The organism is Rathayibacter rubneri, from assembly GCF_023743255.1.
GTDB classification, from domain to species: Bacteria; Actinomycetota; Actinomycetes; order Actinomycetales; family Microbacteriaceae; genus Rathayibacter; species Rathayibacter rubneri.
Window position 1 is genome coordinate 1 of sequence record NZ_JAMRYM010000061.1, and the last position, 22,807, is coordinate 22,807.

Consider the following 22,807-nt stretch of genomic DNA (forward strand, 5'->3'; position numbering starts at 1 on the left):
ATGCCCGCCCCCGCCCCCCCCGCCGCCTTCCCGGTCCGCCGCCCCGTCGAGGGGGAGGCCGCCGTGAAGGAGCCGCGCCGCCGTCGGAAGGGCGCCGGCCGGGTCGACCGCCCCGGCTTCCTCGTCTACGGACTGCTCAGCGCGTTCATCCTCGGCTCGACCTACCCGCTGTGGTGGTCCTTCGTGGTCGCGAGCGGTACCAACGCCACCCGCAGCGAGACGCTGCCGATGGTGCCGGGCGGCAACTTCCTCGCCAACGCGGCGAAGGTGTTCGACGCCCTCCCGTTCTGGACGGCGCTGCTGAACAGCATCATCGTCTCGGGCGTCATCACCGTCTCGGTCGTGACGTTCTCGACGCTGGCCGGCTACGCGTTCGCGAAGCTGAGGTTCCGCGGACGCGACGGGCTGATGATCACGGTCGTGGCGACCATGGCGATCCCGACGCAGCTGGGCATCATCCCGCTGTTCATCCTGATGCGCCAGCTCGGCTGGACCGGCGAGCTCGGGGCGGTCATCGTGCCGACCCTCGTCACCGCGTTCGGCGTGTTCTTCATGCGCCAGTACCTGATCGACGTGATCCCGGACGAGCTGATCGAGGCGGCCCGGATGGACGGGGCGAACCAGTTCCGCACGTTCCTGACCGTGGCGGTCCCCGCGGCCCGTCCGGCCATGGCGATCCTGGCTCTGTTCACGTTCATGATGGCGTGGACGGACTTCCTCTGGCCGCTGATCGTGCTGAACCCGACGAACCCGACCCTGCAGACGGCGCTCGCGCAGCTGCAGTCCGGCTACTACATCGACTACTCGATCGTGCTCACCGGAGCCGTGATGTCGATCGTTCCGCTGCTCGTGCTCTTCGTGCTCGCCGGACGCCAGCTGATCGCCGGGATCATGAGCGGCGCGGTCAAGGGATAGGGCCCGGTGGACACGATCTCGCCTGCTCCGCTCGTCCTGATCGCACGATCTGCGGCGTCGGTGACCTCGGTCGATGCCCGCATCGACCTTCGGTCCCCTCCTTGCAGCTCGCACGATCAGGCCGTGCTCGCGACGGCGATCCCGTGTCCACCAGGCCCTCGGGGGGCGCCGAGCGGCGTCGCGGCTCCACTACCCTCGGAGCACTGAACCGAGAGGCCCCCCATGAGTCCCGACACCGCCTCCGCCGCCCCGACGCTCGAAGAGGTCGCCGCCCGCGCCGGCGTCTCGCGCTCCACGGTCAGCCGCGTCGTCAACAACTCCCCCCGGGTGAAGGATGACGCCGCCCAGGCGGTGCGCAAGGCGATCGAGGAGCTCGGCTACGTGCCGAACCGCGCCGCCCGCTCGCTCGCCAGCCGCAAGACCGAGGTCATCGCGCTCGTGGTGCCGGAGTCGACCGCGAAGGTGTTCGCGGATCCGTTCTTCGCCTCGGTGGTGCAGGGGGCGGCGCTCCGGCTCGCCGACACCGCGTACACGCTCAACATCGTCATCGCGTCGGAGGCGGCGCCCGAGAAGACGCGGCGCTACCTCCTCGGCGGCAACGTCGACGGGGCGCTCGTCGTCTCGCACCACAGCGGCGACCACTCCTACGCCCGGCTCGGCACGAGCCTCCCCGTGGTCTTCGGCGGCCGGCCGCTCAGCGACGAGGGTCAGGGCAGCTACTTCGTGGACGTCGACAACATCGCCTCGGCGCGCGCGATCACCGAGCACCTGCTCGGCCTGGGCCGGCGCGAGCCCGCCATGATCGCCAGCCGCCAGGACATGCCCGCCGCCGTCGACCGCCTGCTCGGCTGGCGCGACGCTGTGCGCGAGGCCGGGCTCGACGACTCCCGCGTCGAGATCGGCGACTACTCGCCGGCCGACGGAGCCGCGGCGATGCACCGCCTGCTCGACTCCGGCCGCCCGATCGACGCGGTCTTCGCCTCCAACGACCAGATGGCGGCGGGCGCTCTCGGCGCTCTGCGCGAGCGCGGCTTCTCGGTGCCGGGCGACGTTGCGCTCGCCGGCTTCGACGGCGACTACTTCGCGCAGGCGGCCGACCCGCCCATCACCACGATGCGCCAGCCCTCGACCGAGCTCGGCTCGACGATGGCGGAGGTGCTGGTGCGGCTGCTCGCCGGCGAGACGGTCGAGCGCGTGACGATCATGCCGACCGAGCTGCTGGTCCGCGGCTCGACGGTCGCGGAAGCCTGAGCCTCCGCGCCGCACCTCTCCGCCCTTCGCTGATCGAGTAGCCCGCGGAGCGGGCGTATCGAGATCCGCATGTCCTGAGTGGGTGGGTCTCGATCCGCGCCTGCGGCGCTACTCGACCAGCAGCAGGCGGAGGGCGACTGGTCGCGAGACGGGGTCTGGCGGGCTCGAAGCTGCTTCTTGGCAGCGGTTTGCCGCCCCTCCCTTGCTGATCGAGTAGCCCGCGCAGCGGGCGTATCGAGATCCGCATCTCCCGGGGGGGGTGGGTCTCGATACGCGCCTGCGGCGCTACTCGACCAGCGGAACCGGGAGCCTTCGTGCCTTCGGCGACTGGTCGCGAGACGCGGTCTGCTGTCGATGCACGCCCGGGTTCCCTTGCTGATCGAGTAGCCGCGGAGCGGCGTATCGAGATCGGCATCTCCCGGGGGGGTGGGTCTCGATACGCGCCTGCGGCGCTACTCGACCAGCGATGAGCGAAGTGGCCGACCGAGCGGCCCCGCGCGCTCAGCGCAGGGCCGCGGCTCCGCTCGAGCGCAGCGCCCAGGCGCCGACCAGCTCCTCCGAGCTCAGCACGAGCCCGAGGTGCAGCGACACCATCGAGAGGGCCGCCGCCTCCAGGGGCGCGTCGGTACCGCGGACCAGGTCCGACACGACGCTCACCCGATAGCCGAGGTTGGAGGCGTCGAAGGCGCTGTTCAGCACGCAGCAGTCGGCCATGATCCCGTCGAAGACGACCGCGGTGACGCCGAGCTGACGCAGCAGGAAGTCGAGGTCGGTCGGGTAGAAGGCCGACAGTCGCTTCTTGCCCGTGACGATCTCGTCCTGCGGCTCCACCTCGGTGGCGAACCTGGTCCAGCGGCTGCCCGCCAGCGCATGGTCATCGGCACCGGGGATCGGTCCCACCAGCTGGGGGAAGGTGACGCGCCACGCGCTGCTGCTCGTGCCCCGGACGTCGTCGACTCCGGAGGCGCGCAGCTCGGACCGCACGTGGATCACGGGCACGCCCGCAGCCCGGGCCGTGCGGTGGAACGCGTCGATCGGTTCGATGATCTCGCGGCCGCGAGGTGCCGGGCAGGGGCACTCCGGGTCCTCCGAGAGGTGCCCCTCGTGCATGTCGATCGAGACGATCGCCGTGCGGGAGGCGTCGAGCCACGGGGCGAAGTCGCCGCTCGGATCGAGCCGACGCGGCTCTCCGTGCACGCTGTGGGTGATCATGCGGACTGCCCTTCGAGAGTGGGGTGGGCTTCGGAGGCGGTCGCGGCCTCGTCGTCGAGGCGCCCGCGGCGGGCGAGCGCGGGTCGGATGCCGTGGTTCACGACTCCGTGCAGCGCGAGCAGCAGGATCATGCCGGTCATCATCGGGCTCGTGACGATCGAGGCGATCGACGCCGGCAGGGTGTCGGTGATCGCGGCGGGGAGGAACTGCGTGCCCAGGGCGACGATGAACGCGGTCGCGCCGACGGCGAGATTCAGGTCGTCCCACTTCACGGAGGCGAGCATCTGCACGCCGCTGATCGCGATGATCCCGAAGAGGATCGTGGACGCGGCCGAGAGCACCGGGCCGGAGACGCCCGCGAGGAAGAGGCTGACCGGCGGGAGGAACGCGAGTACCACGGCGATCACTCCCGCGGTCAGCGTGACGTAGCGGCTGCCGACGCGCGAGACGCGCACGATGCCGGCGTTCTCGGGGTAGGAGGTGGTGCCGATGCCGCCGAAGAGCGCGCCCACCACGGTGCCGCCGAACTCCGAGAACAGGCCGCGGTTGACGCGCTGCGTGTCGACCTTCTGCCCGCCCCAGCTGGCGATCATCGTGTACATGCCCATCGACTCCGTGCCGGCCTGGAGGTAGGCGACCAGCATCAGGACGACCACCGACGCCTCGACGCCGAAGCCGTAGGGGAGGAGGTGCGGCGTGCCGACCAGCGGCACGCCGAGCATGTCCGGGACGGCCCACTGACCCACCAGCAGGGCGACCACGCTGCCGCCGACGATGCCCCAGAAGATCGCTCCGCGCTTGACCACTCCGCGGCCCAGAAGAAGGCAGAGCAGCACGATGAGGGCCGTGGCGATGCTCACGGCGAGGGACAGCCCGCCGAAGGAGGGGGTCCCCTCGGTGCCGAACCAGCCGCCGGCTCCGATGCCCGCCAGCTGGGCGCCGATGATGACGAAGAGTGTGCCGAGCACGATCGGCGAGGAGACGAAGGCGGAGACGCGGCCGAAGAGTCCGAAGCGCTTGAGCGGGATGGTCAGCGCCATGAAGATCAGGCCGGCCACGACCATGGAGCCGAACGTCGTGCCGAGGCCGAAGGTCGCTCCGGAGGAGATGATCGCGACCATGAACGCGGCGGTGGGCCCCTGCACGATCGGGAGGCGCAGCACCCGGCTCGACTGCAGCACGGTGACCAGGCCCGTCAGGAGGAAGCAAGCCTGGATCATCAGCGCCACCTGCTCCGCGCTGAGCTCGAGCGCTCCGCCGATAATGCTGGGGAACACCCAGATGCCGGTCAGCGCGAGGAGGTGCTGCGTCGCGAAGAGGGCCGTGCGCCCCGGTGGCAGCTTCTCGTCGAAGCCGACGGTGAGCAGGGTGGAGGACGGGGCGGTGGAGCTCGGTGCGGTCATCGGGGGTTCCTTCTGAGCGAGCTGGACGGGGCGAGGGGGAGCATGAGGCGAAGCGCTCGAGAGCATCTCCGGTTTCAATGCCGTAGTAGAAGTTACAAGCGGAGTGTTGCGGCCGTGTTTCCGCGCGTGACGATCTCGCGTCGACCGAACGCATAGGCCGACGACTGCTCGCTCCTGCGACCCGGGCGGCGACAATGAAGGAATGAGCGATGTGCTGAACGCCGACCGGAGCGACGAGCGGAACCCGAACGGCACCGGTGCGACGCTCGACGACGTCGTGACCGGGATCGGCGAGCGGATCAGGGCGCTCCGACTCCGCAACGAGATGACGCTGCAGGACCTGGCCGAGCGCTCCTCGCTGAGCCTCTCGATGCTGAGCACGGTCGAGCGCGGCCGTGCGACGGCCTCCCTCGGCACCCTCCATGCGATCGCCCAGGCGCTGGGCGTCCAGATCACGACGCTGTTCGCCGCGAACGGCGGGGACGACTCGCCGATCGTCCCCTACGAGGATCAGATCAGGGACGTCACGGACGGCGGGGTGCACCGCAGGACCGCCGTCTACCGCTCCGACTTCGACATCGAGGTCTACGTCGACGACTACGAGCCCGGGACGTCGCACGCCCGCACACCGTCCCAGCACCCGGGGCACGAGTTCGGACTCGTGATCGAGGGGGAGCTCGAGCTGCAGCTCAACGGCGAGATCTACACCGCGGCCACCGGCGACGTCGCGCAGTTCGGGGCGAATCGCGCCCACCTCATCCGCAACGCCGCGCAGGCGCCCGCGAAGGCGGTCTGGATCAACGTCCGCCGCCTCTGATCCGCCGCCTTCTCATGAGGGTGTAATGATTACCATGTGATCGAACTGCCCGGCCGCTCCCTCCCGCTCTCCGCGAGTCTGTGGACCGTCGTGCTCGCGTTCGTGACCGGGACGGCACTCTCGACCTCTCCGACTCCGCTGTACCCGCTCTACGAACGGGTCTTCGAGATCGACGCCTTCGGCGTCAGCCTGGTCTTCGCCGCTTTCGCCGCGGGAGCGCTCGTCGGCCTGCTCGTCATCGCACCGCGCGCCGCGGGGCTGGATCGACGGACGCTCTTCGCTCTCGCCTGCGCGATCCAGGCGCTCGCCGCGCTGGTCCTCGCGCTGGTGCCCGGTCTGTCCGGCTTCGTCGCGGGCCGGGTCCTGACCGGAATAGGAGTGGGGATCCTCGCGCCGTCGCTGACTGTCCATCTGCGCGCCCTCGCTTCCCTCGCACCCGACTCCTGGTCCGCCCGTTCCGCCGTGCTCGTCGCGCCGGCCCTGAGCATGCTCGGCCTCGCGGTCGGCCCTGCGGTGAGCGGGCTGGTCGCACCGGGGGACGTCGAAGGGGCGACTCCGCTCTACCTCGGCTACGCGGTCGTCCTGCTGTGCTGCGCCGCGATCGCCCCGCGCCTGACGCGGGTGGGGCGGCCGGCGTCGTCGGGGCCGGACCCCCGCGTCCCGGTGCCCCCTCACGCCCTGATCGGCGCCTTCGTCGCCTTCTCGGTGACCGGGCTGTTCGGATCGCTCGCGCCCTCCCTCGTGGCGGGCATCGAGCCCGGCACAGCCCCGGCCGCGGTCGGGGCGATCGTCGGAGTGGTCTTCCTCGCGGGAGCGATCGCTCCGCTGGTCACCGGGCGCGTGCCGCAGCTCGCGTCCCCGGTCGCGGGACTCGCGTCGGTCGTCGCAGGGCTGAGCGGAGTCGGCGGATCGCTGGTCCTGCACTCGCTCGGCGTCTTCGTCGTCGCGGCGGTCGTCTGCGGAGCGGGAGCGGGCATCACGTTCGCGTCGTCCCTGCGCTCGGCGCTCGCCGCCGTCGGTCCCGCCGGCGCGCCGAGGGCGGCGATCGCCGTCTTCGCGGCCGCCTACGCGGGACTCGCCGTGCCCGTCATCGGCGTCGGCCGCCTGCTGGCCGTGCTGCCGGTGCCCACGGTCCTGGCCGTGTTCTCGGTGCTGTGCGCGGGGCTGGGGAGCGCGGCGCTCGTGGGCCGCGCCCGCGGGCGCGCCTCGTGGGGGTGAGCGGTCGGGGTCGATTCGCGGCCCACTTCGCTGATCGAGTAGCCGCGGAGCGGCGTATCGAGATCCGCATGGCCTGGGGTCGGTGGGCCTCGATACGCGCCTGCGGCGCTACTCGACCAGCAGGGAGGGGAGGGCGTCCGTGCGTCGGGCGAGTGGACGCGAGGTGGGGCCTGCTGCCGATGCAAGCCCCGTTCAGTGTCCGCTCGGGGCGCGTGGCTACGGCGAGTGGTCGCGAGACGGGGGCCGGCCGAGGTGCAGCGGCCGGTTCGTGGCGGGTTTCGCCCCGCCTCTGCTGATCGAGTAGCCGCGGAGCGGCGTATCGAGATCCGCGAGGCCTGGGGTCGGTGGGCCTCGATACGCGCCTGCGGCGCTCCTCGACCAGCAAAGGGGGGCGCCTGCGGAGCTCCTCGACCAGCAAGCGGGGCGATCACTCCACCAGCGTGTACACGCTCGACGGCCGCCCCGTGGAGTAGCGGAGCGTCCGCGCCGCGCGGCCCGACGCCACCAGGTGCTCGAGGTACCGGCGCGCGCTCACCCGCGAGATGCCGACCGCGACGCTGACCTCGGTGGCCGACGCGTCCGCATCCGGACGCAGCGCCCCCTGCACGGAGGCGAGCGTCTCGGTGCTCAGCCCCTTCGGCAGCGCCTGCGCCCGCGCGCCCGAGGTGAACAGCACGTCGATCTCGTCCTGGTGCAGCCCCGCCGCGCCCTCGAACAGGCGCCGGTCGTGCGCCACCTCGTCGAGCCGGTTCCGCAGGGCCGTCGCGCTGAACGGCTTCACCAGGTAGTGGTGCACCCCGGCGGCCCTGGCCGCGCGCACGCTCTCCACGTCCCGCACCGCGGTCACCGCGATGAAGTCCGGCTGCGGCCCGGCCGTCGCCCGCACCGCGCGCAGCACGTCGAGCCCCGAGAAGCCGGGCAGGTGGAAGTCGAGCAGCACCACGTCGGGGTGGTGCGCCTGGATCGCGGCGACCGCCGACGGTCCGTCGCCCGCCACCTCCCGCACCTCGAATCCCGGGTGCGCGGCGACGAACCGCTCGTGCAGGGCGGCGATGGCGGAGTCGTCGTCGACGATGACGACCGAGAGCGGGGCGGTCACGACACCCCCACTGCGACCGGCGGGAGGTGCAGGCGCGCGGTGAGGCGCGCCCCTCCCCACTCCGACGCCCCGGCCGCGACCGCGCCCCGGTTGCGCTGCGCGATCCGGCGCACGAGCGCGAGCCCGATGCCGCGCCCGTGCACGCGCACTCCCGCGTCGCGGCCGCCCTTGGACGACACGCCCTCCTCGAAGACCTGCTCGCGCTGCTCCGCCGGGATCCCCGCTCCGTCGTCGTCGACCTCGATCACGAGGTCGCCCGCGTCGATCGAGAACTGCACGCGCACGCGGTGCCCCGCCGAGCAGGCCTCCAGGGCGTTGTCGACGAGGTTGCCGACCACGGTGACGACGTCGTCGCGCAGGGTCGAGGGCAGGCGTCCGGCGAGGGACTCGGCCTCGGGAGTCGCGGACACGGCGAGGTCGATCCGCAGCTCGCGAGCGTGGGCGCTCTTGACCATCAGCAGTGCCGTGAGCTCCGGATCCTCCATCAGCATCTCGGGCGCGATGGCGCCGCCGACTCCGAGCGGACCGCCGCTGCCGAGCCGCGCGATGAACGCGCGCGCCTCGTCGACGCAGTCCAGCTCGAGCAGGCCCGAGACCACGTGCATGGTGTTCGCGAACTCGTGCGCCTGGGCGCGCAGGCCCGCGGCGAGCGACTGCGCCCCGTCGGTGTCCTGCATCAGCTGGTGCAGCTCGGTGTGGTCGCGGAGCAGGAGGGTCGCGCCGACCGTGCGCTCGCCGCGGTGGGTGCCGGTGCCGCGCGCGATCAGGATCCGCTCGCCCGCGAGGACCAGCCGGCCCTCGCGCTCGCCGGACTCGAGCACCTCGAGCAGCGACGGCTCGAGCACGTCGCGCGCCAGCGGAGGAGGCAGCGTCGGATCCGGCGACCAGCCCAGCAGAGCGGTCGCCGCGTCGTTGACGAGCACGATCCGACCGCTCGCGTCGACCGTGACCACGCCCTCCGAGAGCCGGTGCAGCATCGTCTCCTGCTGCGTCACGAGCGACGCGATCTCCTCGGGCTCGAGGCGGAAGATGCGGCGGCGGATGATCGCGGTGACCCAGGCCGCCCCGAAGATCCCGAGCACGGCAGCGCCCGCCATCGCCCAGAGCAGCCAGCTGAGGTGCCCCAGGAAGTCCTTCCGCAGCGCCGACTCGAGGATCCCCACCGAGGCCGTGCCGATCACCTCGCCGTCGGAGCCGAACACCGGCACCTTCACCCGCCACGACTCGCCCAGCGTCCCCGTCTGCGTGCCGACGAAGGTCTGCCCGGCGAGCGGCACCGACGGGTCGGTCGAGACGCGCTCGCCGATCCGCTCGGTGTCGGGATGCGAGAACCGCACGCCCGCGCGATCGGTCACGACGACGTAGGTGACGTCCGACGCCTCGCGGATCACCTCGGCGATCGGCTGGATCACGATCGAGGGGTCCTCGTCGTCGAAGGCCTCGGTGATCGCGGGCAGGTTCGCGACGGAGCGCGCGACACCGGTCATGCGGTCGAGGTAGGAGGAGCGAAGCGAGCGCTCCTGCAGCGATCCGGCGACGAGCCCGGTCGCGACGACGGCGACAGCGACGATCAGCGCCTGCAGCAGCAGGAGCTGTACTCGAAGCGACATTGCCCGAACCACCCGCCCATCATGACGCGCCACGGGACGTGCCGCGTCGCTCCGGGACCGGATCGAGACCCGCGGCCCTCGACCAATAGTTACGAAAGCCCGCTCTTAGTTACCGAAGCCGCGGCCGACTCGTCGGCGTCATTAGGTTCTGACTCGCGCGCCGCAGCGGCGCATCCACCCGATCTCGCACTCGGGAGTTCTCAAAGGAGAGAAAGAACCATGCGATCCAAGCCCTTCCTCGTCGTGCTCGCCGCCTCGACCCTCGCCCTCACCGCCTGCTCGTCCGGAGGGACCGCCTCCGACGAGCCCGCGGCGGCCGGCGGAGCCGTCGAGTCGCTCCAGATCATCGTCCCCGCCGACCCGGGCGGCGGCTGGGACCAGACCGGCCGCGCCATGTCGCAGCTGCTGACCGCCGAGGAGCTCGTCGGCTCGGCCCCCGTCACGAACGTCGGAGGCGCGGGCGGCACCGTCGGCCTCGCGTCCCTCGCCAACGAGAAGGACCCGAACACCCTGATGGTCACCGGCCTCGTGATGGTCGGCGCGGTCGAGACCAACGCCGCCGACGTGCGGATGGAGGACACCACTCCGATCGCCCGCCTCACCGAGGAGTCGCTCGTCGTCGTCGTGCCGGCCGCCTCGGAGTTCGAGACCCTCGAGGACCTCGCCGACGCCATCGTCGACAAGGGCCAGGAGATCACCGTCACGGGCGGCTCCGCGGGCGGCGCCGACCACATCCTCGCGGGACTGCTCCTCGAGTCGGCCGGCCTCTCGGGCGACGAGATCGCCGAGAAGCTCAACTACATCCCCAACTCGGGCGGCGGCGAGGCCGTCTCGCTGATCCTCGGCAACAACGTGGGCGCCGGCATCTCGGGCGTGGGCGAGTTCCTCGAGCACATCGAGGCCGGCACCATGCGCGCCCTGGCCGTCTCGTCGGCCGAGCCCGTCGAGTCGCTCCCGGACGTCGAGACCATGACCGAGGCCGGCTACGACGTGACCCTCACCAACTGGCGCGGCGTGCTCGCCCCCTCCGGCATCACCGAGGAGGAGACCGCGGCGCTCACCGACCTCGTCACCGAGCTCCACGGCACCGAGGCGTGGACCGAGGAGCTCGCGACCCGAGGCTGGACCGACGCGTTCCTCACCGGCGACGAGTTCGGCGACTTCCTCGAGAGCGACATCACCGAGGTCGGCGCCACGCTGAAGAACATCGGGCTGGTCGACTGATGTCGACCTCCGCTCCTCCGGTGGCCCCGGGGACGGACGCGGCCCGCGCCGACCGGGGCCGCCTGATCGGCGAGCTGATCTTCGCGGTGCTCGCCGTCGCCCTCGGGATCTTCGTCTTCGTCGGCGCGTTCTCGATCCGCGCCCCCGGCGCCGGCTCGCAGGTCGGACCGCGCGTCTTCCCGTTCCTGGTCAGCGGCATCCTCACCCTCTCGGCGGTCATGGTGCTGATCGACGTCCTCCGCGGCCGCCTCGGCCCGCAGGAGGAGGGCGAGGACATCGACTCCGCCGCGACGACCGACTGGGTCACCCTCGGCAAGCTCGTCGCCTTCGTCATCGCGCACATCGTGCTCGTCGACCTGATCGGCTGGGCGCTCGCCGCGGCCGTGCTCTTCGGCGGAGTCGCGTGGTCGCTCGGCGCGAAGAAGTGGTGGGTCGCGATCCTCGTCGGCCTGGCGCTGGGCCTGGTCGTGCAGTTCGTCTTCGGCGGTCTGCTCGGGCTCTCGCTGCCGCTGGGTCCGCTGCTGGGCTGGCTGCAGCCCGTCCTCGACGCGATCGGAGGCTGACGTGGACAACATCTCTGCACTGCTCGAGGGCTTCGCGATCGCCGCGCAGCCCCAGTACCTGGTCTTCGCGTTCCTGGGCGTGCTGGTCGGCACCGCCGTCGGCGTGCTGCCGGGTATCGGCCCGGCCATGACGGTGGCGCTGCTGCTGCCCCTGACCTACACGCTCGACCCCACCGCGGCGCTGATCACCTTCGCCGGCATCTACTACGGCGGCATGTACGGCGGCTCGACCACGAGCATCCTGCTGAACACACCGGGGGAGTCGGCCTCGATCGTCACCGCCCTCGAGGGCAACAAGATGGCGAAGATGGGGCGCGGAGCCGCGGCCCTCGCCACAGCGGCCCTCGGCTCGTTCGTGGCCGGCACCGTCGCCACGGTGCTGCTGACCCTCCTCGCCCCGGCCATCGCGGCCTGGGCCGTGAACCTCGCTCCCGCCGACTACGTGGCCCTGATGGTCATCGCGTTCATCACCGTGGGCGCCCTCCTGGGCTCCTCCGTCTGGCGCGGTCTCAGCTCGCTGGGCCTCGGCCTCTTCGTGGGCCTGGTGGGCACCGAGATCCTCTCGGGCCAGCAGCGCTACACGTTCGGCCTGCTGCCGCTGGCCGACGGCATCGACGTGGTGCTCGTGGCGGTCGGCCTCTTCGCGGTCGGCGAGACGCTCTACGTGGCGTCGCGGATGCGGCACGGCGGCGTCCAGGTCATCCCCGTGACCCGCGGATGGCGCAGCTGGATGACCCGCGACGACTTCAAGCGCTCGTGGAAGCCGTGGCTGCGCGGCACCGCGATCGGCTTCCCGATCGGCACGATCCCGGCCGGCGGCGCGGATGTGGCGACGTTCCTGTCGTACGCGACCGAGCGCAAGCTCTCGAAGCACAAGCACGAGTTCGGCCGCGGGGCGATCGAGGGCGTGGCCGGTCCGGAGTCGGCGAACAACGCGGCGGCGGCGGGCGTGCTCGTGCCGCTGCTGACCCTGGGCCTGCCGACGACCGCGACCGCCGCGATCATCCTCTCGGCGTTCCAGAGCTACGGCATCCAGCCGGGACCGCAGCTGTTCACGAACCAGCCGGGACTCGTCTGGGCGCTGATCGCGAGCCTCTACATCGGCAACGTGATGCTGCTGGTGCTCAACCTGCCGCTGGTGGGGATGTGGGTGAAGCTGCTGCAGATCCCGCGTCCGTACCTCTACGCGGGCATCCTGACCTTCGCGGTGCTGGGCGCGTACGCCGTCAACTTCTCGACGGTCGACATCGTGATCCTGCTGGTCGTCGGAGTGGTGGGCTACTTTCTCCGCCGCTTCGGCTACCCCGTGGCGCCGCTGGTGATCGGGCTGATCCTGGGCCCGATGGCGGAGGCGCAGTTGCGCCGCGCGCTGCAGCTCTCGCAGGGCGACCTCACGGCGCTGGTCACCCGTCCGTTCGCGGCCTTCGCGTACCTCGCGCTGATCGTGATCATCGGGCTGGGCCTCTACCTCCGCTCGCGCCAGAGCCGGATGGAGCGGGCGATCGCCGCGGCCACGGTCGTCGACGAGTCGGTGCAGTCGGCGGTCGACACCGCCTACCGCCCGGGCGAGCGCCCTACCGACATCGACACGACGGGCGTGAACCAGGTGACGGGGACGACCGGCATCCGGACGGTGCCGAAGGACTCGCGCCGGAAGAAGTAGCCCTCGCTGCGGCCGCTGCGCGGCTGCTCGCTCCTCCACTGGTCGAGCAGCCCCGCAGCGGTCCCTCCTCGCTGGTCGTGCAGCCCCGCAGCGGCGTATCGAGACCCCCCACGAGACGTCCTCGCACCGTCGAGACACCCCGCAGCAGCGGGACGTCTCGACGGCACGGGGACGTCTCGTCGTCGGTGCGGCGGCTGGAGGGGCGGATCTCGATACGGCCGCTGCGCGGCCTACTCGATCAGCAAGCAGTGCCCTCGCCAGCCGAGCAGCCGCGCAGCGCCCCGCCTCGCTGGTCGAGCAGCCGAGCGCTGCCCCCCCTGCGGGTCGAGCGCCGGGCAAGGGCCCGCGGCCTCAGTGCGTGCGGCGCGGCGCGGACTCCGCGACGGTGCTCGCGCGCACGACGAGCTCCGGCCGCAGGACCTCGTGGCGGTGCTCGTGCCCGGCGGGGTCCGCGATCTCGTCGAGGAGGAGTCGCGTGGCGGCCGCGCCCATCGCCTCGCCGGGCTGCGCGAGGGTCGTGATCGGCACGATGCTGTCCCAGGCCGACCGGTTGTCGTCGTAGCCGGTCACGGCGATGTCCTCGGGCACCCGGAGGTCGGGGCGGGCGAGGAGCGACTGCAGGATCCCCAGCGCGAGCAGGTCGGCGGCCGCGACCACGCCGTCCGGCCGGTCGCCGCCGCTGCGGCCGGCGAGGGCGTGCCCGAATCGGCGGCCGTCCTCGACCTGCACCTCGGCGGTGAGGTCGAGCTCGAGCGAGACGGCGCCGTTCGTCTCGGCGATCGCGCGCTCGACCCCGCGGAGCCGGTCGCGCACCGGCACGGCGATGCCCGGGTCGCCGGCGAACGCGAGGCGGCGGCGTCCGAGATCGATGAGGTGCCGGGCGGCGAGGTAGCCGCCGTGCTCGTCGTCGGCGCTGACCGTGCAGGCGCCGTCGACGGCGGAGTCGTTGAGGAACACCAGCCGGCGCCCGGGCGGCAGCTTCACGACCGCGTCCTCGGCGGTTCCCGGCAGGGGCGCGAGGAGGATCCCCGCCACCTGCTCCTCCACGAACAGGTCGAGGTAGGTGCGCTGCTTGGCCGAGCGCATGTCGGTGTTGCCGAGCACCACGGTCATGCCGGCCGATTCGGCGGCGTGCTCGGCGCCGCGGGTCATGTCGAGGAAGAAGGAGTTGCTGAGGTCGATGACCACGAAGCCGACGGTGCTGCTCGTCCCGGCGGCCAGCGCGCGGGCCGCGCGGTTGGGCACGAAGCCGAGCTCGTCGATCGCCTGCTGGACCTTCGCCCGCGTCGACGCCGAGACGAGGGCGGGCCGGTTGAGGACGTTCGAGACGGTGCCCAGCGCCACTCCGGCGCGACGCGCGACGTCCTCCATCCGGGGAGAGCCCTGCCGTGCGGGTGGGAGCCCGGTCATGGCGGTCCTCCGTCCTGCCGCGCGCCGTCGCCGCAGCGGCGCAGTCACGGTACCAGGGCGGGGCACGACGACGGCCCCGGAGGATCTCCGGGGCCGTCGTCGCCGTCAGGCCCCTAGGGGATGCGGACCGTCGTCGTGGTCGAGGCGTCGACCGAGCCGCCGACCGCCACCGTGTAGGTGCCGCGCGAGGCGACCCAGGAGTCGCTCGTCACGTCCCAGTACTGCAGGAGGCGGAGGTCCGCGACGTCCTTCGCCGACAGCGAGACCGTCACCGTCTTGGACTGCCCGGGCTCCAGCGCCACGCGCTCCCAGCCGACGAGCCGCTGCGCGGGCTCCCCGGTCGCGGCCGGCAGGGTGAGGTACGCCTGGGCGACCTCGGTGCCGGCGCGATCGCCCGTGTTCGTGACGCGGAACGAGATGTCGATCCCGATGTCCTCGATGCCGTGCTTCGCCTTCTTGTCGAAGGTGATCGTCGGCCTCACCTTCGCCTTGGCGTAGTCGAAGCTCGTGTACGAGAGGCCGTGCCCGAACGCGAACAGCGGATCGATGCCCTGGGACTCGTACCACTTGTAGCCGACCGCGAGGCCCTCGGAGAACTCGACCTGGCGGACCTCCTGGCTGCCCTCGGGCCGCACGGTCGATCCGTCGGCGAAGACGCCGGGGTACCGCTCGGGGGAGGTGCTGGTCGGAGTGTCGGCCAGCGACTCCGGGAACGTCATCGGCAGCTTGCCGGAGGGGTTCACGTCGCCGAAGAGGAGGCCGGCGAGAGCCGGTCCGACCTGCTCGCCGCCGTACCAGGCCTCGAAGACGCCCGAGACGTTGTCGATCCAGGGCATCTCGACGGCGCTGCCGGTGTTCAGGACCACGATCGTCGAGTCGTTGGCCGCGGCCACCGTCTCGATGAGGGCGTCGCCGCCCCCGGCGAGGCGCAGGTCGGGGAGATCGCTGAACTCGCCCATCCGCTGGTAGCCGAAGACGATCGCGACGTCGGCGGCCGCGGCGTCGGCGGCCGCGCTGACCGGATCGGTGCCCGGATTGAAGACCACGCTCGCCCCTGAGGCCGCAGCCCGCTCGCGGATCGCCGTCTCGGGAGACACCAGGTCCTCGCAGTTCAGCGTTCCGGCGTTGTTGAAGCGCCACGCCATGCTGCAGACCGAGGCGGCACTGACTCCGTCGGTGACGGTGCTCGAGGCCGTGGCGCCGATCACGGCGATCGTCGCGCCCGGTGCGACGGCGAGCGGGAGCGCCCCGTCGTTCTTCAGCAGCACGGTGCCCTGCTCCGCGAGCTCGCGGGCGATCGCCTTGTGCTCGGCGGTCGAGGCGTCCGCCACCGGAGTGGTCGGCACCGGGTTGTCGAAGAGCCCGGCGCGGACGTAGGACGAGATCACCCGTCTCGCGGCGTCGTCGATGTTCTTCTGGCTGATCTCACCCGCTGCGAGAGCCGCGTCGAGCAGGACGGGCGTGTAGAACTTGGGCCGGTTGAGCTCCTGGTCGAGGCCGTTCACCAGCGAGGCGGCGGTCGAGTGGACGGCTCCGAAGTCCGAGACCACGTAGCCGTCGAACCCGAGGTCGCCCTTGAGGTTCGTGTTCAGCAGCGGGTTCTCGCACGCGTAGACCCCGTTGATCCGGTTGTACGAGCACATGACGCTCTCGGGGCTGCTCTTGCTGAGCGCGATCTCGAAGGGCAGCTCGTAGACCTGCTTCAGCGTGCGCTCGTCGATGTTCGACGAGCTGGTCTGCCGGTCGAGCTCCTGCTCGTTCGCGACGTAGTGCTTGAGGTCGGACATCACCGGCTTGTCGGGGTTCCCCTCCTCCAGGCCGTTGACGGTCGCCGCCGTCAGCAGGCCGGTGAGGAGCGGATCCTCGCCGAAGTACTCGGGGGTGCGTCCGGACAGCGGGGTGCGGCCGCTCGCGAGACCCGGGCCGAGGACCGCGTTCTTCCCCTTGTCGAACGCCTCGGCGCCCTGTGCGGCGCCCTTCTGCTCGGCCAGCGCCGTGTTCCAGGTCGAGGCGACCGAGATCGGCGCGGGGAAGGCGGTGACGCCCTCGGTGAAGCGGACGCCGTCCGGACCGTCGGTGTAGGTCACGAGCGGGGTGCACGGCAGCTGAGCCGGGTAGAGGACACCCTGGAAGTCCGTCTGCTGCGGGCTGTTCGCGGGCTGCTCCACGAGCCAGCGGTACTTCTGGTGCTGGCTGCTCGCCGCGAGGAGCGCGTCGGCGCGCTGCTCCGGCGTCTTCGCCGTGTCCATCCAGGCGACCGTCGAGCAGTCGGCGGCGGCCGCGGGGGCGAGGGTGGCACCTCCGAGAGCGGGTGCGGTCAGGGCGAGAGCGGTGGCCGCGATGACGGCCCACCGTCCTCGCCGGGTCGTCGGGGAGTCCTTCTTCAGATGCATGTGCTGGTCCTCGTCGTTGAGTCGGTCGAAGACTGAAGCGCTTCAACCTGAAGGAACACTAGGGAGCGGAGGGGCCGGGAGTCAATGCCCCACCCGTGCGGATCGGCCTGTGCCGGTCGCGCGCGGGGAGACCCGGGTGGAGGGGGGATCTCGATGCGGCCGCTGCGCGGCCTACTCGATCAGCAGGGTGGGCGGCGCGGCCTGCAGTGCCGCTCCCTTGCTGGTCGAGTAGCGCCGCAGGCGCGTATCAAGACCCACGTCCTCCGGAGCGCCGCCCCCTTGCTGGTCGAGTAGCGCCGCAGGCGCGTATAGAGACCCACGCCCTCCGAGGTCCGCCCACCGGCGTCAGCCCTCCGGCGGCTCCCACCCGTTCTCGCGGCAGGCGTCCGCGAACGCGGCCGACGCCGCGACGAACGCGTCTTCGTCACCGGAGTCGAGGGCCGCCGTCAGCGCGACCGACGCGGTCCGGAGCTCGGCCGGGTCCTCGGCCACAAGCAGCTCCGCGACGGTCTCGACGCTCCTCTCGCGCCGCTCCTCCGGGCGCCCCTCACCCACCCACCCCGCGTGGCGGGTGCAGGCATCGGTCGCGGAAGAGGACAGTCCCGGCGCGCAGCCCGTGAGCGCGAGCACCAGCGCCGTCGCCACTCCGGTCCGCACGCTGAGTCGCCCGAGAAGGCTCGTTCTCCCGGCCCGTCGGGAGCCCTTCCGGGCGACCGAGTGCGGAGCGGTCACGCAGGCAGCACCCCGATGATCACCGACATCACCAGGATCGTCACGAGCTCGTGCGTGACGTTGAGGATCGTGAGCTTCGCGGGGCGGCCCTCGAACGCGTCGTGGGTGATCATCCGGGCCGCGGTGAAGCCGACGAAGAGGAACAGGCCGGTGATCAGGGAGTTCGCGAACCAGCTGCCGCCGTAGAAGGCGTGCGCGATGTCGACGCAGCCGGCCAGCACCAGTGCCGTGACGAGGCTGACGACGAGGGTCACCAGGATCGGCCCCACCGCGCTGCGCGTGCGCATGCTCTCGGTGGTGATGCCGGTGAGGCCCATCCAGAGCGTGCCGAAGACCTTCGGGGTGTACCAGACCGAGCCGACGATCATCGTCGAGAGGGTGGCGAGGGCGACGGCCCAGGGGTTGATGTCGGGGACCACGGGCGGGCCTTCCTCGAGGGGCGCCGCGGGGTCGGCGCGCGGCTCACCCTAGCGGCGGGACCGCGCGGCGACGAGGCCGGCTACGCCTCGATCGCGTGCGCCGTTCCGCTCACGGTGACGCCTCCGGAGGCGGGGACGTCGACGAGCAGCACGCTCGGCCGGCCGACGTGGCGGCCCTGGTGCACGACGACGCGGGCCGGAGGAGCGACGGCGCCGGTCGCGCGCAGCCAGCCGCCGAGCGCGGCGGCCGCCGACCCGGTGGCGGGGTCCTCGGACAGGGTGCCGACGGGGAAGAGGTTGCGGGTCTCGAACGCGCCGTCCGGCAGGGCGCGCGCGATCGTGACGGTGCCGCTCCAGCCGCGCGAGTCCATCAGCGCGCGCATCGGCTCCGGCTCGAACGAGAATCCGTCGAAGACCGCGGCGCCCTCGAGCACGAGGATCGGATGGCGGTTGCCGGCGAAGGCCTCGGCCGGCGCGAAGCGCGCGTCCAGCGCGGTGCGGTCCAGGCACAGCAGCCCGAGGATCGCGTCCGTGTCGGCCTCCGGCAGGGGGACGACCCGCGATTCGACGCTCGTGAAGGAGGCGAGCAGTGCGCCGCCCTCGACGCGCGTCTCGATCGCGACCTCACCGACGGGGGTGTCGAAGACGAACGGGCCGACTCCGTCCCGCTCCGCCAGCGCCACCGCGGTCGCGATGGTCGCGTGGCCGCAGAACGGCACCTCGGCGACGGGCGAGAAGTAGCGCATCCGGAACCGCCGGGGGCCGCTGCGCTCGATCGCGAAAGCCGTCTCGGCGTACCCGACGTCGGCGGCGATCGACTGCATCGCGGCGTCGTCGAGGGCGGAGGCGTCGAGCACGACGCCGGCGGGGTTGCCGCCGGCAGGAGTCGCGGGGAAGGCGGCGAGGCGGAGGATCTCGGTCACGGGGTCCACCGTGGCCGATCCGGGCCGGGCGCGGTAGGGCCGATGCGGGATGCGCGGCCCTCGCGAGCGCACGGACACGGCGCCCTCGCGCACGCCGCAGCCCCGCCCACCGGAGCAGTGGGCGGGGCCGCGGACGGGCCGTCCCGACCGCCGTGGACGGCGACCGGGACGGGGCTCAGACCGTTTGCGTGAGCGACGCGCCCTCGCGGAAGCGGCGCACCCCCTCGGCGCCCTCGACGACGGCGGCGGTGAGCTCCTCGACCGAGGTGTCCTCGCGGCGCACGTCGAGGATCTTGCGGCCGTGGTTCATCACGATGTGCCGGTCGCAGACCTGGTACGCGTGGTGGAGGTTGTGGGTGACGAGGATCGAGCTGACCCCCTCCGTCTTGAGCTGGCGCAGGTAGTTCAGCAACGCCTCCGTCGCCCGCACGGCCAGGGCCGAGGTCGGCTCGTCGAGGATGAGCAGGCTGCGCTTGAAGTGCACGGCCCGCGCGATCGCGACGGCCTGGGCCTGCCCGCCCGAGAGCGACGCGACCAGCTGGCGCGAGCTCTTGATGCCCTCGATGGTGACGACCGTGTCGAGGATCTCGGTCGCGATCGCGTCCATCTCCTTCATCTTCATGAAGCCGAGGCGGTTGGTGATCTCGCGCCCCATGAAGATGTTGCGGCTGATCGACATGGTCGGCACGAGCGCCGAGTCCTGGAAGATCGTCTCGACTCCGAGCGACTCGGTGACCGAGCGGTCGACCTTGGGCTGCAGCACGCCGTCCCAGGAGTAGTCGCCCGAGGTCATCGGGACGACCCCCGACAGGATCTTCACGAGCGTGGACTTGCCGGCGCCGTTGTCGCCGAGCAGGCCCACGACCTCGCTCTTGCCGATGTCGAACGAGACGTCGTTCAGCACGGTGTTCTGCCCGTACTTCTTCGTGATGCCCTCGACGCGGAGCAGCGGATCGTCGAGGTGACCCGCTCGCGCGGCCTCGGTGAGGATCCCGGCGGTGGAGGTGTCGGTCATGACGCCTTCCCTTCCATGAGCTTGTTGAACACGGCGGCGACGACGATGAGGAGCCCGACGAAGAGCTGCACGTAGAAGCCGGGGGCCTTGGCGAGGATCAGGCCGTTCTGGATGAGCTGGATGAGCGCGGCGCCGACGATCATGCCGGTGATGGAGCCGCGTCCGCCGTTGAGCGAGCAGCCGCCGACGACCGCTCCGGCGATGGCGAGGAGCGTGTAGTCCTGGGTGGTTCCGGGCTGCATGGCGCTGGTGCGGACCGAGATGAGGATCGCGGCGATGCCGACCATGAGGCCCAGCAGAGCGAAGGCCAGCAGCTTCACCTTGACCGGGTTGATCGAGATGGCCTTCGCCGCCGCCGCGTTGCCGCCGACCGCGAAGAGGTGGTTGCCGACCTTGTGGCGGTGCAGGAAGACCCAGGCGACGACTCCGATGACGATCATCCAGATCAGCTGCGACCGGAAGAAGCCGAAGTCGCCCGCGAACAGCGTCTTCAGGCCCTCGTCCGAGGACAGCACGGCCGGGGCGGTGCCGTTCACGAAGTAGCTGGCGCCGAGCCAGAAGAAGCCGAGGCCGAGAGTGGCGATGAAGGAGGGGATCTTCGTCGCGATCACGACCGCGCCGTTGATCAGCGCGATGCTGACGGCCGCTCCGATGCCGACCAGGGCCCCGATCGGCCAGCCCGCCGACTCCGTGACCCGGATGAAGACGATGGCCGAGAAGCCGATGTTGGCGCCGAGCGACAGGTCGAACTCGTCGGTGATCATCAGGATGCCGGCGCCGATCGAGAGGATCGCGTAGACGGGGATCGACTGCGAGATCACGCCGGAGAGGTTGCTCTCGGAGAGGAACGGGAACGCGGTCGGGGCGATCAGGCTCGTGATCGAGAAGGCGAGGAAGACAACGGCGGTGATGATGCCGATCTCGAGGGCGCCGCGGCCCCGGGTGTAGCGGAGGTTCTCGCGGAAGCGGTCGCCGCGGGTGACGGCCACGTTGTCGGACAGGCGGCGTCCGGGCTGCGGCTGGTGGATGCCCTGGGTCGCGAGCGGCGCGACGAGGACGGGTTCGGAGGTGGGGGGTCTGACGGAGGAGGACACGGGGGCTCGGCTTTCTCGGGCGCGATCGGTGCGGGGAGGGTGGGCGCCGCCGCGGGAGTGCCCCCGCGGCGGCGCGGGCATCAGTAGCGGATGCCCTGGAGGTCCTTCGCCTCGAGCAGCTCGACGTTGTCCTTGGTGATCAGGCCCAGTCCGCCGGAGTTGATGTTCGCGGGGGAGAGCCCGAAGTCGAGGTTGAGCACGCCCTGCATCGCCGACTGGTAGCCCTGCACGTAGCCCTGCTGGTCGGCGGTCGCGAGGATGCGGCCCGACTTGATGCCGTCGACGACCTGGGTCGACGTGTCGAAGCCGATGATCGGGATCTCGACGCCGGCGGCGTCCTCGGCCGCGACCGCGTTGCGGTGCGGGGTGCCGCCCAGCGGGACCACGGCCTTCGCGTCGGGGTGGGCGGTGAGCCAGGAGGTCATCGCATCGAGCGCGTCGGCGTCGGTGCCGGTGGTGCGGAGGTACTCGCCCTGCACGTCGATGCCGGCGGCGTCGATGGCGTCCTGGACGCCTCCGCCGCGCTGGATCGCGTAGTTCTGGTCGGGCTCCTCGGCGGCGAACAGCACCTGGTCGCCGTCCTCGAGGCCGACCTGCTCGATCAGGGCCTCGCCCACGATCGTGCCGACCTCGCGGAAGTCCTGGCCCACGAATCCGGTGACGCAGTCGCCCGCGGACTCGGGTGCCGGCACGTTGTACGCGATGACCGTGATGCCGGCGTCGTGCGCGTCGCAGGCGACCTGGACCCACTTCTCGCCCTCGTTGAACGGCATGAGGATGAGCGACGGGTCGGTCGCGATGGCCGTGTTGACGAGGTCGACCATCTTGTCGGGGTCGCCGTCGGCGGTCTGCGAGGTGAGGTCGAGACCGCCGAGCTCGGCGGCGTCGGTCGCGCCCTTCTCGATCTGGGCCCAGAAGACGTCGCTGGCCGGGTTGTAGTAGGTGAAGAAGTAGGCGTTGCGGTTCTCGGCGCGGCTGCCGAGCCCGTCGGCGAGTCCGCCCGCGGTGTCCGTCGAGGCCGCTCCGCCGCCGGTGCAGGCGGTGAGCAGGAGGGCGGCGGAGGCGGTGAGCGCGAGTGCGCCGGTGATCCGCGTCGTGTTCGAGAGCTTCACTTCGTCGTGTCCCTTCGGGTTCGCCGCGCGGATCGCGTCCGCTCGGTGGTGGCGTCATCGCCGGGGCTCAAGCTAGTTCTCGTGCTGCCTCGCGTCAATAGAATGTCCGGACATTCTGCGCCGGAAGGGTCGGCCGGGCTCGACCGGTCTGCTCGAGAGGACAGGTCGGGCGCACCCGGTCCGGCGGAAGGGGGTGTGGCGCCTCGCCCGCCGTCACCCTGCGCGTCAGCCGCGGGGCAGGTCGCTCGACGCCGCGGAGAGCGCGCGCGACTGCACGAGACGCACGCGGGAGGCGATCCACCACGTCCGAGAGAACGCGACGGCCTCCCCGGTCGCCGCGAGGCTGCTCCGCGCCGACACGACGATCAGCGGAGTCGCCGACGGCACCTGCAGCACGGCCGCCTGCTCGCGCGAGGCCGTGTCGAGATCGAGCACCCCGTGCTCGACGAGCCGGGCGTCGCTCCCGACGGCGCTCGCCGCCGGCCGGTACGGGATCCACGCCTCCGTCAGCCCGATCGGCACGCCGTCGACGAGGTGCAGACCGCTCGCCGCGTCGAGCAGCCCGACGGTCGGCGCAGCGCCCAGGAGCACGGCGAGGCTCGGCGGGAGGGTGGGCGGCGGGGCGGGCAGCTCCTCGGTGCGCGCCTCTCGGCCGGCGCCGAGCGCCTGCTCGCGCCAGGGGAGGGTCAGGTCGAGCCGCACGCGGGCGTCCCTCCGTGCGCCGACGTAGGTGC

Annotated in this window: 20 protein-coding genes; 7 read left to right on the forward strand and 13 right to left on the reverse strand. The window is 71.8% G+C overall.

The features are described from left to right. Entirely contained in the window at positions 1–915 is a 915-nt protein-coding gene (locus tag NB037_RS13120) for a carbohydrate ABC transporter permease (RefSeq protein ID WP_251946419.1), read from the forward strand. Positions 916–1,137: 222 nt separating this feature from the next. Then, positions 1,138–2,166 carry a LacI family DNA-binding transcriptional regulator gene (locus NB037_RS13125; RefSeq protein WP_251946421.1) on the forward strand — a complete coding sequence of 343 codons (1,029 nt, stop codon included), beginning with the start codon at positions 1,138–1,140 and terminating at the stop codon, positions 2,164–2,166. A gap of 501 nt (positions 2,167–2,667) precedes the next feature. On the opposite strand, the gene NB037_RS13130 is transcribed toward NB037_RS13125, so the two are convergent. Both NB037_RS13130 and NB037_RS13135 read right to left on the reverse strand, forming a co-directional pair. Then, positions 2,668–3,378, reverse strand: coding sequence for a cysteine hydrolase family protein (locus tag NB037_RS13130; RefSeq protein ID WP_251946422.1), 711 nt, complete (start codon positions 3,376–3,378; stop codon positions 2,668–2,670). Next, positions 3,375–4,781: a uracil-xanthine permease family protein gene (locus tag NB037_RS13135; RefSeq protein WP_251946424.1), complete on the reverse strand. Its 1,407-nt coding sequence runs from the start codon at positions 4,779–4,781 to the stop codon at positions 3,375–3,377. The genes NB037_RS13130 and NB037_RS13135 overlap by 4 nt, the downstream gene beginning before the upstream one ends. 202 nt (positions 4,782–4,983) lie before the next feature. Between NB037_RS13135 and NB037_RS13140 the strand changes: the two genes are divergently transcribed. Together NB037_RS13140 and NB037_RS13145 are read left to right on the forward strand one after the other, a co-directional pair. Further along, a complete protein-coding gene (locus NB037_RS13140) occupies positions 4,984–5,598 on the forward strand; it encodes a helix-turn-helix domain-containing protein (RefSeq protein ID WP_251946425.1) in 615 nt (204 codons plus the stop codon). Between the two features lie 36 nt (positions 5,599–5,634). Further along, positions 5,635–6,816, forward strand: coding sequence for an MFS transporter (locus tag NB037_RS13145; RefSeq protein ID WP_251946426.1), 1,182 nt, complete (start codon positions 5,635–5,637; stop codon positions 6,814–6,816). A gap of 427 nt (positions 6,817–7,243) precedes the next feature. On the opposite strand, the gene NB037_RS13150 is transcribed toward NB037_RS13145, so the two are convergent. Then, complete coding sequence (locus tag NB037_RS13150) at positions 7,244–7,915, reverse strand: response regulator (protein WP_207403719.1); 672 nt, start codon at positions 7,913–7,915, stop codon at positions 7,244–7,246. Next, entirely contained in the window at positions 7,912–9,525 is a 1,614-nt protein-coding gene (locus NB037_RS13155) for an ATP-binding protein (protein WP_251946428.1), read from the reverse strand. The genes NB037_RS13150 and NB037_RS13155 overlap by 4 nt, the downstream gene beginning before the upstream one ends. 219 nt (positions 9,526–9,744) lie before the next feature. Here NB037_RS13155 and NB037_RS13160 point away from each other — a divergent pair, with 219 nt between their 5' ends. From NB037_RS13160 to NB037_RS13170, 3 genes are read left to right on the forward strand one after another with little or no spacing between them, the layout of a single operon-like run. Further along, positions 9,745–10,749, forward strand: a complete 1,005-nt coding sequence (locus NB037_RS13160; protein ID WP_251946429.1) for a Bug family tripartite tricarboxylate transporter substrate binding protein — start codon at positions 9,745–9,747, stop codon at positions 10,747–10,749. Positions 10,750–10,769: 20 nt separating this feature from the next. Continuing rightward, positions 10,770–11,312, forward strand: coding sequence for a tripartite tricarboxylate transporter TctB family protein (locus NB037_RS13165; RefSeq protein WP_251946431.1), 543 nt, complete (start codon positions 10,770–10,772; stop codon positions 11,310–11,312). Position 11,313: 1 nt separating this feature from the next. Next, positions 11,314–12,975, forward strand: a complete 1,662-nt coding sequence (locus NB037_RS13170; RefSeq protein ID WP_251946432.1) for a tripartite tricarboxylate transporter permease — start codon at positions 11,314–11,316, stop codon at positions 12,973–12,975. A gap of 351 nt (positions 12,976–13,326) precedes the next feature. On the opposite strand, the gene NB037_RS13175 is transcribed toward NB037_RS13170, so the two are convergent. The 9 genes from NB037_RS13175 to NB037_RS13215 all read right to left on the reverse strand — a co-directional run. Beyond that, positions 13,327–14,385 carry a LacI family DNA-binding transcriptional regulator gene (locus NB037_RS13175; protein ID WP_251946434.1) on the reverse strand — a complete coding sequence of 353 codons (1,059 nt, stop codon included), beginning with the start codon at positions 14,383–14,385 and terminating at the stop codon, positions 13,327–13,329. A gap of 113 nt (positions 14,386–14,498) precedes the next feature. Further along, positions 14,499–16,778 carry a beta-glucosidase gene (locus tag NB037_RS13180; RefSeq protein WP_251946435.1) on the reverse strand — a complete coding sequence of 760 codons (2,280 nt, stop codon included), beginning with the start codon at positions 16,776–16,778 and terminating at the stop codon, positions 14,499–14,501. 345 nt (positions 16,779–17,123) lie between these two features. Next, positions 17,124–17,333, reverse strand: a complete 210-nt coding sequence (locus tag NB037_RS13185) for a hypothetical protein (RefSeq protein ID WP_251946437.1) — start codon at positions 17,331–17,333, stop codon at positions 17,124–17,126. A gap of 173 nt (positions 17,334–17,506) precedes the next feature. Next, entirely contained in the window at positions 17,507–17,929 is a 423-nt protein-coding gene (locus tag NB037_RS13190; RefSeq protein WP_251946438.1) for a DUF1761 domain-containing protein, read from the reverse strand. An 80-nt stretch (positions 17,930–18,009) separates the two neighbouring features. After that, positions 18,010–18,852 (reverse strand): PhzF family phenazine biosynthesis protein, encoded by an 843-nt coding sequence (locus NB037_RS13195; protein WP_251946439.1) that lies wholly within the window; start codon positions 18,850–18,852, stop codon positions 18,010–18,012. 175 nt (positions 18,853–19,027) lie between these two features. Continuing rightward, a complete protein-coding gene (locus tag NB037_RS13200) occupies positions 19,028–19,867 on the reverse strand; it encodes an ATP-binding cassette domain-containing protein (RefSeq protein ID WP_251946441.1) in 840 nt (279 codons plus the stop codon). After that, positions 19,864–20,961, reverse strand: coding sequence for an ABC transporter permease (locus NB037_RS13205; protein ID WP_251946443.1), 1,098 nt, complete (start codon positions 20,959–20,961; stop codon positions 19,864–19,866). The genes NB037_RS13200 and NB037_RS13205 overlap by 4 nt, the downstream gene beginning before the upstream one ends. An 80-nt stretch (positions 20,962–21,041) precedes the next feature. Further along, positions 21,042–22,073 (reverse strand): substrate-binding domain-containing protein, encoded by a 1,032-nt coding sequence (locus NB037_RS13210; RefSeq protein ID WP_251946444.1) that lies wholly within the window; start codon positions 22,071–22,073, stop codon positions 21,042–21,044. Between the two features lie 225 nt (positions 22,074–22,298). Beyond that, the coding region (locus tag NB037_RS13215) for a GntR family transcriptional regulator (protein ID WP_251946446.1) at positions 22,299–22,807 on the reverse strand (509 nt) is incomplete at its 5' end.